The 15,003-nt window shown below is 39.4% G+C and carries 13 protein-coding genes; 5 read left to right on the plus strand and 8 right to left on the minus strand.

Features of this window, described 5'->3' with window-relative positions:
• Nucleotides 1-141: 141 nt before the first annotated feature.
• Both GQR47_RS00925 and GQR47_RS00930 read right to left on the minus strand, forming a co-directional pair.
• Entirely contained in the window at nucleotides 142-834 is a 693-nt protein-coding gene (locus GQR47_RS00925; RefSeq protein WP_024595730.1) for a cupin domain-containing protein, read from the minus strand.
• A gap of 49 nt (nucleotides 835-883) precedes the next feature.
• Nucleotides 884-1,504 carry a glutathione S-transferase gene (locus GQR47_RS00930; RefSeq protein ID WP_024595731.1) on the minus strand — a complete coding sequence of 207 codons (621 nt, stop codon included), beginning with the start codon at nucleotides 1,502-1,504 and terminating at the stop codon, nucleotides 884-886.
• A gap of 389 nt (nucleotides 1,505-1,893) precedes the next feature.
• Here GQR47_RS00930 and GQR47_RS00935 point away from each other — a divergent pair, with 389 nt between their 5' ends.
• Nucleotides 1,894-2,412 carry a helix-turn-helix domain-containing protein gene (locus tag GQR47_RS00935; RefSeq protein ID WP_024595732.1) on the plus strand — a complete coding sequence of 173 codons (519 nt, stop codon included), beginning with the start codon at nucleotides 1,894-1,896 and terminating at the stop codon, nucleotides 2,410-2,412.
• A gap of 84 nt (nucleotides 2,413-2,496) precedes the next feature.
• Here GQR47_RS00935 and GQR47_RS00940 read toward each other — a convergent pair whose 3' ends face one another.
• The 5 genes from GQR47_RS00940 to GQR47_RS00960 all read right to left on the minus strand — a co-directional run bounded on the left by GQR47_RS00940 (nucleotide 2,497) and on the right by GQR47_RS00960 (nucleotide 9,498).
• Complete coding sequence (locus GQR47_RS00940; protein WP_165723384.1) at nucleotides 2,497-3,966, minus strand: carbon starvation protein A; 1,470 nt, start codon at nucleotides 3,964-3,966, stop codon at nucleotides 2,497-2,499.
• Nucleotides 3,967-4,225: 259 nt separating this feature from the next.
• Nucleotides 4,226-5,143, minus strand: coding sequence for a carbohydrate kinase (locus tag GQR47_RS00945; protein WP_165723385.1), 918 nt, complete (start codon nucleotides 5,141-5,143; stop codon nucleotides 4,226-4,228).
• A gap of 2 nt (nucleotides 5,144-5,145) precedes the next feature.
• Nucleotides 5,146-6,669 carry a mannitol dehydrogenase family protein gene (locus GQR47_RS00950; protein ID WP_165723386.1) on the minus strand — a complete coding sequence of 508 codons (1,524 nt, stop codon included), beginning with the start codon at nucleotides 6,667-6,669 and terminating at the stop codon, nucleotides 5,146-5,148.
• A 60-nt stretch (nucleotides 6,670-6,729) separates the two neighbouring features.
• The gene (locus GQR47_RS00955) at nucleotides 6,730-8,451 is read right to left on the minus strand and encodes a hypothetical protein (protein WP_165723387.1); all 1,722 of its coding nucleotides are present in this window, start codon (nucleotides 8,449-8,451) and stop codon (nucleotides 6,730-6,732) included.
• A 372-nt stretch (nucleotides 8,452-8,823) separates the two neighbouring features.
• Complete coding sequence (locus GQR47_RS00960) at nucleotides 8,824-9,498, minus strand: HAD family hydrolase (RefSeq protein WP_024595735.1); 675 nt, start codon at nucleotides 9,496-9,498, stop codon at nucleotides 8,824-8,826.
• A 428-nt stretch (nucleotides 9,499-9,926) separates the two neighbouring features.
• Here GQR47_RS00960 and GQR47_RS00965 point away from each other — a divergent pair, with 428 nt between their 5' ends.
• Both GQR47_RS00965 and GQR47_RS00970 read left to right on the plus strand, forming a co-directional pair.
• Nucleotides 9,927-11,453 carry a catalase gene (locus GQR47_RS00965; RefSeq protein ID WP_024595736.1) on the plus strand — a complete coding sequence of 509 codons (1,527 nt, stop codon included), beginning with the start codon at nucleotides 9,927-9,929 and terminating at the stop codon, nucleotides 11,451-11,453.
• 98 nt (nucleotides 11,454-11,551) lie between these two features.
• Nucleotides 11,552-12,067 (plus strand): ankyrin repeat domain-containing protein, encoded by a 516-nt coding sequence (locus GQR47_RS00970; RefSeq protein WP_004334678.1) that lies wholly within the window; start codon nucleotides 11,552-11,554, stop codon nucleotides 12,065-12,067.
• A gap of 56 nt (nucleotides 12,068-12,123) precedes the next feature.
• Here the strand turns inward: GQR47_RS00970 and yddG are convergent, their stop codons facing one another.
• Nucleotides 12,124-13,044, minus strand: coding sequence for an aromatic amino acid DMT transporter YddG (gene yddG / locus GQR47_RS00975; RefSeq protein ID WP_024595737.1), 921 nt, complete (start codon nucleotides 13,042-13,044; stop codon nucleotides 12,124-12,126).
• Between the two features lie 447 nt (nucleotides 13,045-13,491).
• Here yddG and GQR47_RS00980 point away from each other — a divergent pair, with 447 nt between their 5' ends.
• The gene (locus GQR47_RS00980) at nucleotides 13,492-14,145 is read left to right on the plus strand and encodes a TetR/AcrR family transcriptional regulator (RefSeq protein WP_004334664.1); all 654 of its coding nucleotides are present in this window, start codon (nucleotides 13,492-13,494) and stop codon (nucleotides 14,143-14,145) included.
• Nucleotides 14,146-14,148: 3 nt separating this feature from the next.
• On the plus strand, nucleotides 14,149-14,631 hold the full coding sequence (locus GQR47_RS00985) for a putative 4-hydroxy-4-methyl-2-oxoglutarate aldolase (protein ID WP_024595738.1): 483 nt from the start codon (nucleotides 14,149-14,151) through the stop codon (nucleotides 14,629-14,631).
• Nucleotides 14,632-15,003: the final 372 nt, after the last annotated feature.

Consider the following 15,003-nt stretch of genomic DNA (forward strand, 5'->3'; position numbering starts at 1 on the left):
TGCTCTCCTTAAATAGGCTGAGTGGTAAAAGTACACCTTCTAAAATTAATTAGTCCTGAACTAAATCAATAAATAGTCCTGAACTAAATCAATAAATAGTTCTGAGCTAGATCATTAAATAGTCTCAAATAAACGACTCAATTACGCATTTTGTACGCGAGATATCTGGTTTTCTACATCAGTTAAATGGCCCGTTTTAAGCCATACTTTTGCACCATTACTTCCCGCTTTAACGTTAACAGAGCTATTAATAGGCACTCTTAACCAACTGTTTTTTACAAGGGTATCGGCTTGCTCATCAAATGAGCCTTCAAGTACTAGCAGCTCAGCTCCGCCTTTTGCGCTTATAACCATGCAGGCGTTGGGCTTAAAGTCCAACAAGCTTACGTCTTCAAAATCGTCTTTGTATAAAGGGGTTACGGCTACATTTTTAAAACTAGGGTGCGCCGTACTTTGCATCAAGTCCGTTTGTAAACGCACGTGGGTTCGATCATCTGGCTGAAACTGCCATAACTTTACAAATATAACGCAGCCATTTTCAGACCCCGGTTTGTGCTTTGATTGCGGTGGGTTACGGATATAAGAACCTGCCGCAAAGTCACCATGTTCATCTTGAAATACCCCTTCAAGCACAACAAACTCTTCACCGCCTGTATGTACATGCGGCGAAAATTCACTCCCAGGTGCATAACGAACAATGGTCGTTGCGCGAGCAACTTCGTCGCCCACTCTATCGAGCGCTCGCCTATCAACGCCCGCCATTGGCGATGCAACCCACGGAAGTGATTCGCTATGTACCACAACTCGTTTACTAAAATCGGCAGCAATTTTCATATTTGGCTCCTAACCGTAACTCCACTTAAATTTTAAACTAATAACCTAATTAAGCTGCAACACTTGGGCGTTTTGCTACTTTTTCTTGCCATGCAACTAAATGGGTTAACTCATTCGGGATTGCTATTTGTGCAAATCCAGCAAATACCATCCCAGCATACAATGTAATATCAGCAATACTAAACTGCTCACCAGCAACAAACGCCGATTGCGCTAGTACATCATTAAAATAGCTAAACCCTTGGCGTGCTTTTTCGCCTTGTTTTTCACCCCAAGCCACATTTTGATACGTTTCAAGCTCTGGACCTAAGCCATCAGTTGCATGATGAAAGTAAGTTGCCACAGCGTCAAGCACCATAGATTCTGCGCGTTTTTGCATCATGTTAATTACTGCACGCTCTTTTGCGGTTTCACCCATTAAAGATGGGCCTTCAAATGCGGTATCAATATACTCAGTAATAGCGGTACTTTCTGATATAAACGTGCCGTCATCTAGCTCTAATACGGGCACACCTGCTAATGGATTTTTAGCTAAGAAGGCTTCTGTTCTGTGCTCACCATTTAATAAATCAACAGGTACAAACTCAACATTTGCAGTGGCATTTTTTTCAGCTAAAGCGATACGAACACGAAGTGGGTTTGGAAAGTTTTCTACATCATAAATTTTCATAGCAATCTCTATCTTTATTGTTTAAAAGTGAGCCAATGGCGGAACCTACCTATCGATAGGTAATTTATAATATTAAACTAAATTTAAGTCAACGTTTAAATTTTTCTGATTTATGGGATTTAACTTAATTCATAATAAAATTATGGAGTTGCTTAAAAGTAAAAACACTTGTAAATAACTACCTACTGGTCGATAATTTTGCTGTACCAATTGCATTAAATAAGTGATCTATTATTGCGCTAGGAAAATAGCGCAATAACGAGGCGAAAATCATGACATCTAGTTATTCTGTATGAATAATTTTTAACGCAGTTAGTGTGTTATTTAATGCGATACAATGATCATGTTTTTAATAAAACTGGTGTTACTGCAGATAGGAAATATTAAAAATGAGTAAAAAAGAAGCTTTATTAAAAGCAGCTGAAAACAAGGTACGCCTTGGCGGATACAGTAATTTTAGTTTTAGAGAGCTCGCAAGCGAAGTTGGAATTAAAAGCGCCAGTGTGCACTATCACTTTGCGACTAAGGCCGATTTAGGTGCTGAGCTTGCTCATCAATATACTAATTCTTTTTTAGCTGCGTTAGGCGAGCCAAGCGAGCTTAAAGCAAGCGGTAAAAATCCTATTGATGTGTACACTCAGCTTTTTAGACGTGCATTAGTAACCGATAAAAAAATGTGTTTATGTGGGTTACTAGGAGCCGAAAGCGATAGCCTTCCAGATAAAGTACGCCTTGAAGTAAAACGCTTTTTTAATCAAAATCTAACATGGCTTAGCGCTGCACACTTAACTAATGGTGAGCCTAACCCCGCTCAAGCAGCTATTCAAACAGTGAGCCTGCTTGAGGGCGCTATGATGATAAGCAAAACGCTCGACGATAATAGTTACTTTGAACTTGCAACTCAGTAATACCTAAATTTAGTACACAAAAAAAGCGAGCTATTGATTATCAATAGCTCGCTTTTTTAATGCTTGAAATAACTTATGTGATTATTAAACCGCTGTTGGTTTAACTTTATGCTTAGAGTGCACAATTGCTAAAACAATTAAGCCAATCACTGTTACTACAGCGCCAATAGGTTTACCTAAATCGCTTGATAAGTTAAGACCAATTGCTGCAGTGCCAATATAAGAAACCGTTACCGCTGTTGCTATAACAGCAGGAACACTGGCAATCCAATGGAATGTACCACGGTCAAACAAGTACTTAGTGGCAAGCCATAATACGCTTGTAGAAAGCAGCATGTTTGAAAATGCAAAGTAGCGCCAAATTAATGAGAAATCGAGCTTCGTCATAAAGTACGCTATAGCAAGTATAGGCACCGCCACTAGTAAGCGATTACGTAAGCTTTGTGGAATATTAAACGCATCAACAACAGTTAAACGTAATGAGCGGAACGCTGTATCACCAGAAGTAATTGGGAATACGGCTACTGCAATAATTGCCATTATACCGCCAAATACGCCTAAGTAACTGTTAGCTACATGGTTAACAACTAAGCCTGGACCACCTTGGTCAAGCAATGCTTTTAAGCCTGCGTAACCATCTGGGAACGCTGCAATACCAGCAAGTGCCCATACACAACCTACAATACCTTCACACATCATAGCGCCGTAATAAACTGGACGTACGTATTTTTCGTTAGTTAAACAGCGCGCAATAATAGGCGCTTGAGTAGAGTGAAAACCACTAATAGCACCACAGGTAATTGTTATAAATAACAATGGCCATGTTGGTAATCCATCTGGGTTTGGCTCTAAAAAGTCATGTGCGTGATCAGCTTCAAAGTAAGCTAAAAAGTCACTTGGTACCGGTAAGTGCGGCGCATTAATAAGTAATGAAATAGCAATTGCCACTGTCATTACAATCATTAGCGCACCAAAAATTGGGTAAAACTTAGTGATAATTTTATCAATTGGTAGCAAGGTAGCTAAAAAGTAATACGCTAAAATAGCAAGTACCCAAAAGGTGTTGTTTGCCAGTATTGTACCTTCAAAAAAATCAAGGTTACTTAGCAAACCTGCAGGGCTCATAATAAATACTACACCTACAAAAAACAGTAGCATGGCAGTAAATACAAGCATAAAGCCTTTAAATACGACGTTGTAATAATGGCCTGCGATTTCTGGTAGGCTTTTACCGTCTTCTTTTATACTCATTACACCTGAGAAGAAGTCGTGTACAGCTCCACCTAAAACATTACCAAGTACAATCCATACTAGTGCAACTGGTCCGTATAAAGCACCTAAAATTGGGCCAAATATTGGACCTACGCCAGCAATGTTTAAAAACTGAATTAAAAATGCTCGTACAGGGTGAACAGCTACGTAATCAACACCTTCGCTAAAGCGTTTTTGTGGTGTGTCAGCAGTTGAATCCAAACCGGCTTGTTTTTCAACAAATGGGCTGTAAAACTTATAGCCCAGTATTAAAATAGTGAGGCAGATAAAAAAGATGATCATAAAGCACGTTTCTCTTTTTGTATTTTAGTTATAGAGCGCATTGTGTGTCGCCCCGCCTTTTCAATCCGTGAATAATCGACGAACGATAACAAAGCTTTAACCCTCAAACAATAAGACGTTTAGCTAATACAATAATCGATATAAGCCACTATTTACGCAACCTGCGCACTTAACACTCACTTATCGCCTATGTCTTATTTTAGGCACAAAAAAAGCGGTTAAACTTTTACGTATAACCGCTTTCACACACAATGTTTTTTTAAAGTGGGTTCATAAACTCACTAATTTGTTGATGCGTTAAAGTAGGTGTTGCACCAGAACTTTCGGCGACCATTGCTCCAACGGCACATGCAAAGTCAACGGCATATTGCGCGTCGTCGTTGCTACAAAGCTGATAAATTAACGAACCTAAAAACGAATCCCCTGCGCCAACAGTGTCAATTACGCTAATTAAATAACCTGAATTATAAAAATTTTCGCCTTTGATTGTTAATAAAGCACCGTGGCTACCTTTGGTTACACATAAGTAATCGGTATTTGTTTGCTGTGCTATAAACGCTAAATTTTGTTCAAGCGAATGAAACTTACAACCCATCGCTTTTGCAATTTCGTATAGCTCTTCATCGTTTAACTTAATAAAGTCTGCTTTATTCATTAAATTTACAAGTATTTCTAGCTTGTAATGCGGTGCACGTAGATTTACGTCAAATACTTTAAAGTTTGCTACATCAACTAGTTGATTTAATGTTGCTAAAGACGCTTCGCTTCGCCCAATTAGGCTGCCAAATACAAATACATCGCTACTTTTAACTTTACTAAGTAACTCATCGGTAAGCGCTAGATTATCCCACGCAGAGTCTGCCACTATTTCATAACTTGCAGAGCCACCACTGTCGAGCGTTACCTCAACCGTGCTAGTTTTTTTGTCACTATTAATAGCAATGTATTCGCAGCTTACGCCTTTGCTAGTAATTTCGCCTAGTAGCTCAGCGCCTAACTCGTCGTTACCAACAGCGCTGATCATGTCGGCTTTAATGCCAAGTGAGTTAATACGCACACACATGTTAAGTGGCGCGCCACCTAAGCGTTTACCTGAATCAAAACAATCCCACAGTACTTCGCCAAAACAGCTAACACTTACGTTTTCGCCTGATTTATGATTAATTAAAATGCTCATAATTAGTTACTCTTTTGATCAAGTACAGCCTGCATAATGGCTTTAATTTTACTATTAGGTGCATACAACGCAGCAATCGACTTTTTATATTCAGCAGTAAACGTTTCGTTATGCTCAAGCTTACCAAACAAGCTCGTTAACTTTAAAAATGCAATTGGGCTAGTTTGAGTCTCTTGCGCGTAAGAATTAAGCTCTTTGTGCATCGCATCTTGAATTTCAAGTTGCTCGCCGTTTTCACTTAAACCTTTATCGCTGTACAAACACCAAGTAGCAATAACAAGCGTTGCCAGTGATACATCTCGACCTTGTACTAGGTTTTCGTTAATTGTGGCAATTAAAAACTTAGGCAGTTTAGCTGAGCTTTCACTACAGATACGCGCTAGGCTGTCTTTAATATTAGGATTAGCAAAACGCTCTATTAACGTATCTTTGTAGCTTTCAAGGTCAATGCCTTCAAGTGGTTCAAGATTTGGCGTTACTTCTTTATCCATAAAAGCACGTAGGTATGTGGCAAATAATTCATCCGATACCGTTTCGTCAATAGTGCCATAGCCATGGATTGAACCTAATAAACCAAGCACAGAATGCCCTGCATTAAGTAAACGTATTTTCATGGTTTCATAAGGCGTTACATCAGTAACAAACTGAGCACCAACAACATCCCAATTTGGACGAGAGTCACTAAATGTGTCCTCTATTACCCATTGTGTAAACGACTCACAGGTAATTGGCCACTCGTCGCTAACACCATATGCATCAACCACGTAATCAATATCACTCTTTTTAGATACCGGTGTAATACGGTCAACCATCGCATTTGGAAACGATACGTTTTGCTCAATCCACTCACTTAGGTCTTTGTCTTGCTCTGTAGCAAAGGCTAAAAGCATTTTGCGTGTTACGTTACCGTTGTGCTGAATGTTATCGCACGACTGTACTGTAAACGCGCCTAGGCCTTGATCTTTACGAAGTTTTAACGCAGCAGTAATGTAGCCAAACGCTGTAATTGGGTCGTTCGGGTTATTAATGTCGTTAATAATATCTGGATTACTGTAATCAAACTCGCCCGTTGCAGGGTTAAAGTTGTAACCGCCTTCAGTAATAGTAAGCGACACAATTTTAGTATCGCTGTGCGCTAGCTTATTAATTACCGCTTGTTTGTCCTCTGGAGCAAACAAAAAGTCGATCATTGAGCCAATTACTTTGTTATCTATTGTACCGTCTGGGTGTCTAACAGTAAGCGTGTAAAGGTAATCTTGCTGCTTTAAAATATCACGCAGACCACGGTTACCCTCTAAAAGACCAACACCACATATACCCCATTGCTCAGAGCCCGGAGTTTTTAAAAGCTCGTTGACATACACTGCTTGGTGAGCACGATGAAAACCGCCCACACCAATATGTACAATACCGGCTTTAACTGCGCTACGGTCGTAGGTTGGTGTATCAACATGGCTTGGTAATTGAGCCAAGCTCTGTTGGTTTAGCCCTGTAACTAGAGCGTCAGTGTGTTGGTATTGTGTCATGGTGTGACCTTACTAAACAAAGATAAAATATAAATTACGATACTGTATTACGATAAGTAATTACGATGCTGTATTGAGTACTTTATGGCGTTTTAACGACCAGTACGCAGTAACAAAATAAATAACAGTACAAATAAAACAGGCTATTTCGAATTGCGATTTATTAGCGCTGTACATACTCATAGTTTCACTGAAAAACATCACTTGGCTGGCAAATATAAAAATAATAACCAACGAAACAGTAGAAACCGCGTTAAGTACTTTGGTAAATACAGAGCTGTCAATTACTGGCTTTGGAATGTCTTTAGCCTCAGCTGCTTGATATTCTTTAATATCACGTTGCTCTTGCTTTTCTGCTGCAATCTCTTGTGTGTAATCGTCACCAGCGCCGTATTTTTTAGCTAAAAGCGTGTAAACAGCAATGGTGAAAATCCATGTAGGAATAAATAAGTAGTAAAACGACATTACATCAATTGCGTTTAAGCCAAAGCCAAACACAAGTGCTAACGCCCAAGATGCTATAGCCGGTACGCTGCGGGTAATATTTTTATATTTAGCCCAGTAACGTGTTAGGCCAATTTTAGGAAATAACACATGCTCAGCAAACACAATACCGCCCACAGGCACAACTAATAAGCCGGCGTAAGTAAGTAGCGGTAGCATTTGTGAAAATACAAACGGGAAACACGCAATAATCACGGTTACAACACCTACAATAGCGGTTGTACGCTCACGTGACTGATTTACAAATATAGATTGTGCAGCAAGACCTGCGCGGTAAAGGTTTGCGTTAGCTGTAGTCCAGCCCGCTATAATTACAATAACAAATCCAGTCCAACCTAATGCATGGTATGCAACATCGCCCGGATCAAGTGATGAAATAGTTGTTTTAAGTAATACCGCAACACCTGCGCCCATAATACCGGCAGAGATCCACGCTAAGTAATGACCAAAAAACATGCCCACACCAGAAAACAAACCATAGCTTTTGCGTTTAGCAAATCTAAAAATAGCCATGTCGATTAAACCAAAGTGAGTTATTGAGTTAGCAGCCCATGCAAAGCCAATCACTTCTAATAGGCCAATGCCCTTTTCACCATCGGCATTGGTGCCCGTCCATATGGAGGAGTCACCTATGGTCATAAAGTCGCTAAAGCTAGTTAAAGAGGTAGAACCTAATACGTGATTTGAAAGCTCAGGGAATAACGCAAACGAGCCTGCAATAAATATAACAAATAGCCACGGCGCACACAGCTTTGAAAAGTCAGCAACCGTAGAAAAGCCATACATCGCAACAAATACAACAATGGAGCCAACAGCTAAAACAATGGCTACAAACCAAAAGCTATTTGGATACCAATCAAGTTGCGCAGGTATATCAAACAAAAACCGCACGGCGGTGGAGGATACCGTGATCATCGCGGCCGATATAACACTAAAAATAACCACGTTAGCCCAGTTATAGAGCTTGGTCATTGAGTTACCAGCAATTTTGTTTAAGTAGTTATATAAACTTAAGCGGGTTTCTACTGCAATGGGTGCAGTAATCAGCCACCAAGAACACATTGCTAACAGGTTACCTATTAATAAACCCAGTAGAATGTCGATGGTTGAAGCGCCTAATGCAACAAACGTTGCACCAATAACAAATTCAGTAGCCGCAACATGTTCGCCGGCGTATAGCCCTGCAAAATGCTTCCAGCCGTGAAGCTTATTATTAGCAACAGGAAGTTGCTCTTCGTTTACATCTTTAAATGTTTGTGTGTGTGGACTCGTTGCCATGGTATTTCCTATTGTTAACAGCAAAGCATTTGATACCAATCTGCATAACTATTTGAATAATTTAACGAGTTAAATTACCCCATAACGTCGTTAAAAATTTTATATTTAGAACAACTAGATATAAAAATTTTTGCCTAGTTACAGTGCAATTTTCTTATCGTTAAATAAACCCCATATTCAAGCAGATTGGTATAGTACCTAAATACTTTGCCTTTTATAATTTGGCTTATAAACGCATGATGTTTTGCCATGTTTTGTTTTATTTTTAGTAAAGCAAAACCATCTACATTTATATTTTGCGTTTGCTTGCCTGTCAGTGTGTAAGGCGAGCAAATCGCGTTTAAAACTTTGTTTATTTAAAAAGCTGCGTGTTTACTGCTTTTTAAGTGCAGGGTATGCACTTAAAAAATCTTGCCAATGCGTTAAATGATCAACATTTGGGTAAGCACTGTGTACATGATTAACAGAGCCTTGCATATGTTGCCCACCGCTGTAATGCAGTACTTGCATATTGGCGTCAATTCCTGCATTTACGCCGGCTTTACTGTCTTCAATTACTAAGCAATGCTCTGGCTTTACACCCATTTGCTTAGCTGCATGTAAAAATAAATCAGGCGCCGGTTTACCACGCTTAACTTCGCTGCTGGTAAAAACCGTATCGCTAAAGTACTTACTTAAACTCACTACGCTCAACGCTTTTGCGGTGCGTGCTGGGCTACTGCTTGTAGCTATACAAATAGGCACAGCTAAATTGTTAAGTACGTCTTCTATACCATCAGTCGTGGTTAGTCCGGTTTCAAATTCGTTTAATAGTGCCTCGCGGTAGTCACCTTCAAAGCTTTCAGGAAGAGTGACATTAAATGCATCCGCTATTTTTTGGCTTACTGTTTTAAAGTTGCAGCCTAAAAAGTGTTGCTGTACATAAGCGCGGTCAATCTCAACGCCTTTTTCAACAAGCATATTAATGAGTACTTGTGCGCTTAAAATTTCGCTATCAATAACAACGCCATCACAATCAAATATCACTAGCTCAATATTAGTATTCATCTTGTCACCTTATTAACACTGTTTGGTTTAGCTAATTTAAGTATAACGAGTTAAGCGCGATTAATATTGTGCAACTTTTTAGTGCAACTCAGTAATGGGCATAAGCTCACTGGTTGAGCATATTCCCTTTATTGTGCGAATATGTCAACACACTGTAAGTATAAAACGCACCAGCTTGGTGAAAATACCGCCAGATAAAACTAAAAACCTTTGTATTTAATAAATTTTATAAAAGCATATTGCGACTAAGGTCGTAGTAAAAAAAATTACATTAATGTAAAAAGTGTATCTGCAAATTCATCTCATCTGTTTTACAAATCACATCAATCTAATTAATCAGTTTTACCGAAGTTAATAAAATTAATACTATCGTTAACAGATTAACAGCCTGCACCACTGCCGGCACTTTTAAATAGATGAGGTCGACAATGAATACTCAAATAAACAAAACAAAATTAACACTAACTGCACTGGCACTTGCAATGGCATTATCGGCAAGCGCAGCAACAACTCTTACTAAAGATAACGGCGCAGCTGTTGGCGACAACCAAAATTCAATTACTGCTGGCGAACGTGGCAGTGTATTACTAGAAGACGTGCAACTAATTCAAAAACTGCAACGCTTTGCACGTGAGCGTATTCCTGAGCGTGTTGTGCATGCTCGTGGTACCGGCGCACACGGTGTGTTTGTAGCATCAAAAGAGCTAGACGATTTAACAATTGCAGCACCGTTTGCACAAGCTGGTAAAGAAACAGACGTATTTGTTCGTTTTTCATCGGTAATTCACTCAAAAGGCAGCCCAGAAACACTGCGTGACCCACGTGGCTTTGCAACTAAGTTTTACACAGACCAAGGTAACTGGGATTTAGTAGGTAACAACTTACCGGTGTTCTTTATTCGCGATGCGATTAAATTTCCAGACATGGTTCACTCGTTAAAGCCATCACCGGTTGATAACATTCAAGATCCTAACCGCGTATTTGACTTTTTCTCGCACGAACCAGGTTCTACACAAATGCTAACGTGGGTTTACAGCGACTACGGTACACCAGCAAGTCTTCGTAAAATGGACGGTTGGGGTGTACATGCATACAAAATGATTAACAAATCGGGCGATGTTAAATACGTTAAGTTTCATTGGGTAAGCCAACAAGGTATTGATAACCTTGACGCAAAAGAAGTAGCTAAAGTGCAAAGCCAAGACTTCCAACACTTAACACGCGACCTTTACAGCGAAATTGGCAAAGGCAATTTCCCTAAATGGGATCTGTACATTAAAACGCTTGATCCATCGCAGCTTGATGACTTTGATTACAACCCGTTAGATGCAACAAAAATGTGGTTAGACATTAAAGAAACTAAAGTAGGAACAATGACCCTAAACCGTATGCCAACTAACTTCTTCCAATCTACGGAACAAGTAGCAATGGCACCGGCAAACATTATTCCAGGTATTGAGCCATCAGAAGACAGACTATTACAAGGTCGTATGTTTTCTTACGCTGATACACAAATGTACCGCCTAGGTGCTAACCACCAGCAACTGCCAATTAACCGTGCAAAAGTTGAAGTGGTTAACTACAACCAAGACGGCGCAATGAATATTGGTAACACTACAAGCAATGTGAACTACCAGCCAAGCCAAGAAAACGTAGCTGAAAACCCAATTGCACGTAGAAGTAACACAGAGCTAAAAGGCTTTGTACAACAAGCTGCGATTAAAAAACAGCAAAACTTCGCGCAAGCTGGTGTTATATACCGTGGTTTTAGCAAGCAAGAACGTACAAACCTAATTAATAACCTAGCAGGCGATTTAGGCAAAGTGCAAAACAGCAGTGTTAAACACAAAATGCTTAGCCACTTTTACAAAGCTGATAGTGAGTACGGTACACGCTTAACTAAAGCTGTAAACGGCGACCTTAAAATGGTTAAACAACTAGCCGCTAACTTATAAGCAACTAGTTAAAAGCAATTAGTCCCAACTAAATAGCTATTTAAACCACAATCATGAGGAAGGAATAAACCCTTCCTCTTTTATAAGAGACAATTATTATGCGTAATTTATTAATTATAGTCGCTCTATTTCTGAGCTTTACCAGTAGCGTTTACGCTCAAAATACATCAGATACACAAACACCCAGTACGCAATCTGAAACCCAACATTCTGCAAAAACTCAATACGATAGTTTATTTGCTTATTACTTTGCCGCAGCACGCACAAACGACACAGCTGTAATAGAGCAATTTGTAGATGCCGGTATTCCTATCGACAGCTACAACAATAAAGGCTACACCGCGTTAATGATTGCTACTTACCATGGTAATAAAAACACGGTTAACACACTTTTACACTTAGGCGCTAATGCCTGTCTAGAAGATAACCGTGGCAACACAGCGCTAATGGCCGCTATTTTTAGAGGTGAATTTAGTATAGCTAAAACACTCGTATCACTTGATTGCGACAACGCGCATCAAAACAAAGCCGGTCAAACAGCAGAGCAATTTGCACAAACATTTGGTCAACAAAAAGTTATAGAGTTACTAGCGCAGGTAAATAATGCAAAATAATCTGCACGCAACAAAAAGCCCTAAAATAATAGGGCTTATTTTTAATAAAATTAGTCTTATGTTGCAGACGCTATTTGAGGTTGTTTAGGCTTTTCTCGCGTTACAAAGTAGCAAATTAGCGAGCCCACTGTTACCAGTACAACCCCCTGCCAAAACGAAGCACTCAGCGTAATAGATAAATACAACGCCGAAATAATAGTAGAAAACACCGGTGTAAAGTACGAAAGTGTTCCCAAAAGCATTAAGTTACCGCCAATAATAGCTTGATTCCACAGTGCATAACCGCTCCCCACTACTACACCAGCTAATAGCAACGTTATGCTTGAGCTGAGTGAAAACGTTAATGGTGCTTCATTACTAAAACCATATTGCGCCCACAAACTCATTGCCGTGACAGTAAAAAATAACGTAATAGCATTTTTACCATTACTCAGCTTTTGCGTAACTACGCAATAAATAGCCCATATAAACGCTGCAGCTAATGCCATTAAGTAAGTAGCAGGATTATCAGCAAAGTTAGTAACAAGCGTATCGAGTGACATTTTTTGATCGCCTGTAATACACCAAGCAACGCCTAAAAAAGCAATGATCATGCTTGGGTAAACCCAGAAACTTACTTTTTTACGACCAATAATAATAGAGAGCAGTATAGTCAGCGTGGGCCATAAATAATTAATAACCGCCATTTCCATTGCCTGATGACGGCTATTTGCCATACCAATAGAAAGCGCCAAGCAAATTTCGTACGATACAAATAATAAAGTACCTATTACCAAGTAACGTTTCGAAAAACCACTAAACTTGGGCACTCCCATAACCAAAATTAAAAATATCGCACTGACAGAATACATAGCCGCCGCACCACCAATGGGGCTAAACAACTCAGAAATATCCCGTAGTAATGCAACTAAGCAACTCCACAGTAATATGGCCGCGACTCCATAAAGCGTGTATTTATTTTTGCTTATAAAATCCATTTGCCAATCCAAAAGTACTACTCGTAAATTTGAAACTAAACTAACAGTAATTATTTAATTAAACAATAAGGGTCTGTTGTTCTTTCAAGGTTGAATTTGCAGCAGTCTGTTTGGTATTTAGGCAAGGCAGAGCCTATATAGTGTGGTTATTCCCCATTAATGGGCGATAACGTAGCATTAATGCCAAACAGGCGCTGCCCAAAGGGTTCTTCCTAGGGGCTACTTACTCTTTGTTGCTCGGTTTTTACTTAGCCCACTAGGTTACAAATCTCGCGCCGCGATTAAATAGCCCCTAGTTTGAACAAATTTTAATCCGCAAAGATCAACAGACCCTAAAGTTAATAGCTTAAACCTCTCATTTGTTTTGAGCATTCACCCTTTTTAGTAATTGACCTTTTGGTCAGTAAAGCTACAATCAATCAATACGTTAAACACGCAAACTTTATAATGACCACACAAATAAAGCCAAATAAAAAAGAAGTCACACGCGAGAAAAACCAAAAACTAATTTTAGATGCCGCCGAGCAATTGTTTTCGCAATTAGGTTACGACGGAGCAAGTATGAGCATGGTTGCTAAAGAAGCGCAGGTGCCAAAAGCTAATATTTTGTATTACTTTAAAAGTAAGGATGGTCTGTACGAGTCTGTGATTGACCGCATAATAGCTAATTGGAACTTAGGGCTCGATAACGTCACAATTAACGACGATCCAGCTACCGTGCTTTATAACTATATTAAAAGCAAAGTAATACTGGCCGTAAATCAGCCAATGCAATCTCGCTTATTTGCCAGTGAAATACTGCGCGGTGCACCCTATTTACAAAACTACTTTAGAACCAATACCCGCCCTTGGGTTAAACAAAAGGTTGATGTACTTCAAGCATGGATGGACGCTGATAAAATGGATAAGGTTGATCCCTACCATTTGCTCTTTACTATTTGGTCTACCACGCAATATTACGCCGACTTTCAGGCTGAGGTTTTACTCGTAATGAACAAATTAGAGTACGACGAAACCGATGTGGCACAAATTACGCAATCAATTGCCCACATAATTTTAAAAGGTATTGGTCTTAAAATACCTGAGCAAAGTGAGACTTAACCCATGACATCCTTTACTACACCCGATTTATTTGACGATCATCGCGATAACGTGCAAGTAGCAGACAGCGGCCTTTATCACTTTGGTAAAAAAACCACGTTTTATGGCAAAGTAGTTACCGTTACCTGCCCAGAAGACAACTCTTTTGCCGCCGATATATTGCATGAAAATGGTGAAGGTAAAGTATTGGTTATAAACGGGTTTGCGAGCAAACGCTTTGCGTTTATAGGCGATATTATGGCTGAGCGTGCCCTAAATAATGGCTGGGAAGGCGTAATAATAAATGGCTGTTGCCGAGATATAGAAATACTCGCCACGATGAACTTACCTGTAATGGCGCTAGGCTCTACACCGCGTAGTACCTTAAAGCGCGGCTTTGGTGATAAAAACCAAGCAGTTACTATGCTTAGCACTACTATTGAACCTAACGATTGGGTTTTCGCCGATATTAACGGTTTAATCATCAGTAAAACGCCCCTTATTTAGCACTCAAAACCATATAAATAGAGACCAACTTGGTGCATCTGCGCACCAAGTTGGTTTGTTTTAGCTCATTTTAATCTCACTATTTCTACAGCCCACATTTACAAATCTCATACAACCCAACAAAACCTGACCAGTTGGACAGGATTTTAATTTATGGCATTCCTCTTGCTTAGTCTAAGCACTATAAAATCAAAACTACCGATTAAAAAGCGGAGCCTTAGCAATTGCATTAAATTAGTGATCTATTATAACGCGAAGAAAATGACGCAGTGAGTGCGCTATTTAATCCGATAAAATGATCATGTTTTTAATAAAATTGGTATTCATAATAATAATAACCAGCCCGCTTTTTAATCACTCTTAACTTAATAA

The organism is Pseudoalteromonas sp. Z1A2 (assembly GCF_011378755.1).
Classification (GTDB): domain Bacteria; phylum Pseudomonadota; class Gammaproteobacteria; order Enterobacterales; family Alteromonadaceae; genus Pseudoalteromonas; species Pseudoalteromonas distincta.

What these genes read in the sequence shown, in the direction of transcription:
- GQR47_RS00925 (WP_024595730.1), bottom strand. Translation starts at nt 834, where the DNA reads ATGAAAATTGCTGCCGATTTTAGTAAACGAGTTGTGGTACATAGCGAA.
- GQR47_RS00930 (WP_024595731.1), bottom strand. Translation starts at nt 1,504, where the DNA reads ATGAAAATTTATGATGTAGAAAACTTTCCAAACCCACTTCGTGTTCGT.
- GQR47_RS00935 (WP_024595732.1), top strand. Translation starts at nt 1,894, where the DNA reads ATGAGTAAAAAAGAAGCTTTATTAAAAGCAGCTGAAAACAAGGTACGC.
- GQR47_RS00940 (WP_165723384.1), bottom strand. Translation starts at nt 3,966, where the DNA reads ATGATCATCTTTTTTATCTGCCTCACTATTTTAATACTGGGCTATAAG.
- GQR47_RS00945 (WP_165723385.1), bottom strand. Translation starts at nt 5,143, where the DNA reads ATGAGCATTTTAATTAATCATAAATCAGGCGAAAACGTAAGTGTTAGC.
- GQR47_RS00950 (WP_165723386.1), bottom strand. Translation starts at nt 6,669, where the DNA reads ATGACACAATACCAACACACTGACGCTCTAGTTACAGGGCTAAACCAA.
- GQR47_RS00955 (WP_165723387.1), bottom strand. Translation starts at nt 8,451, where the DNA reads ATGGCAACGAGTCCACACACACAAACATTTAAAGATGTAAACGAAGAG.
- GQR47_RS00960 (WP_024595735.1), bottom strand. Translation starts at nt 9,498, where the DNA reads ATGAATACTAATATTGAGCTAGTGATATTTGATTGTGATGGCGTTGTT.
- GQR47_RS00965 (WP_024595736.1), top strand. Translation starts at nt 9,927, where the DNA reads ATGAATACTCAAATAAACAAAACAAAATTAACACTAACTGCACTGGCA.
- GQR47_RS00970 (WP_004334678.1), top strand. Translation starts at nt 11,552, where the DNA reads ATGCGTAATTTATTAATTATAGTCGCTCTATTTCTGAGCTTTACCAGT.
- yddG (WP_024595737.1), bottom strand. Translation starts at nt 13,044, where the DNA reads ATGGATTTTATAAGCAAAAATAAATACACGCTTTATGGAGTCGCGGCC.
- GQR47_RS00980 (WP_004334664.1), top strand. Translation starts at nt 13,492, where the DNA reads ATGACCACACAAATAAAGCCAAATAAAAAAGAAGTCACACGCGAGAAA.
- GQR47_RS00985 (WP_024595738.1), top strand. Translation starts at nt 14,149, where the DNA reads ATGACATCCTTTACTACACCCGATTTATTTGACGATCATCGCGATAAC.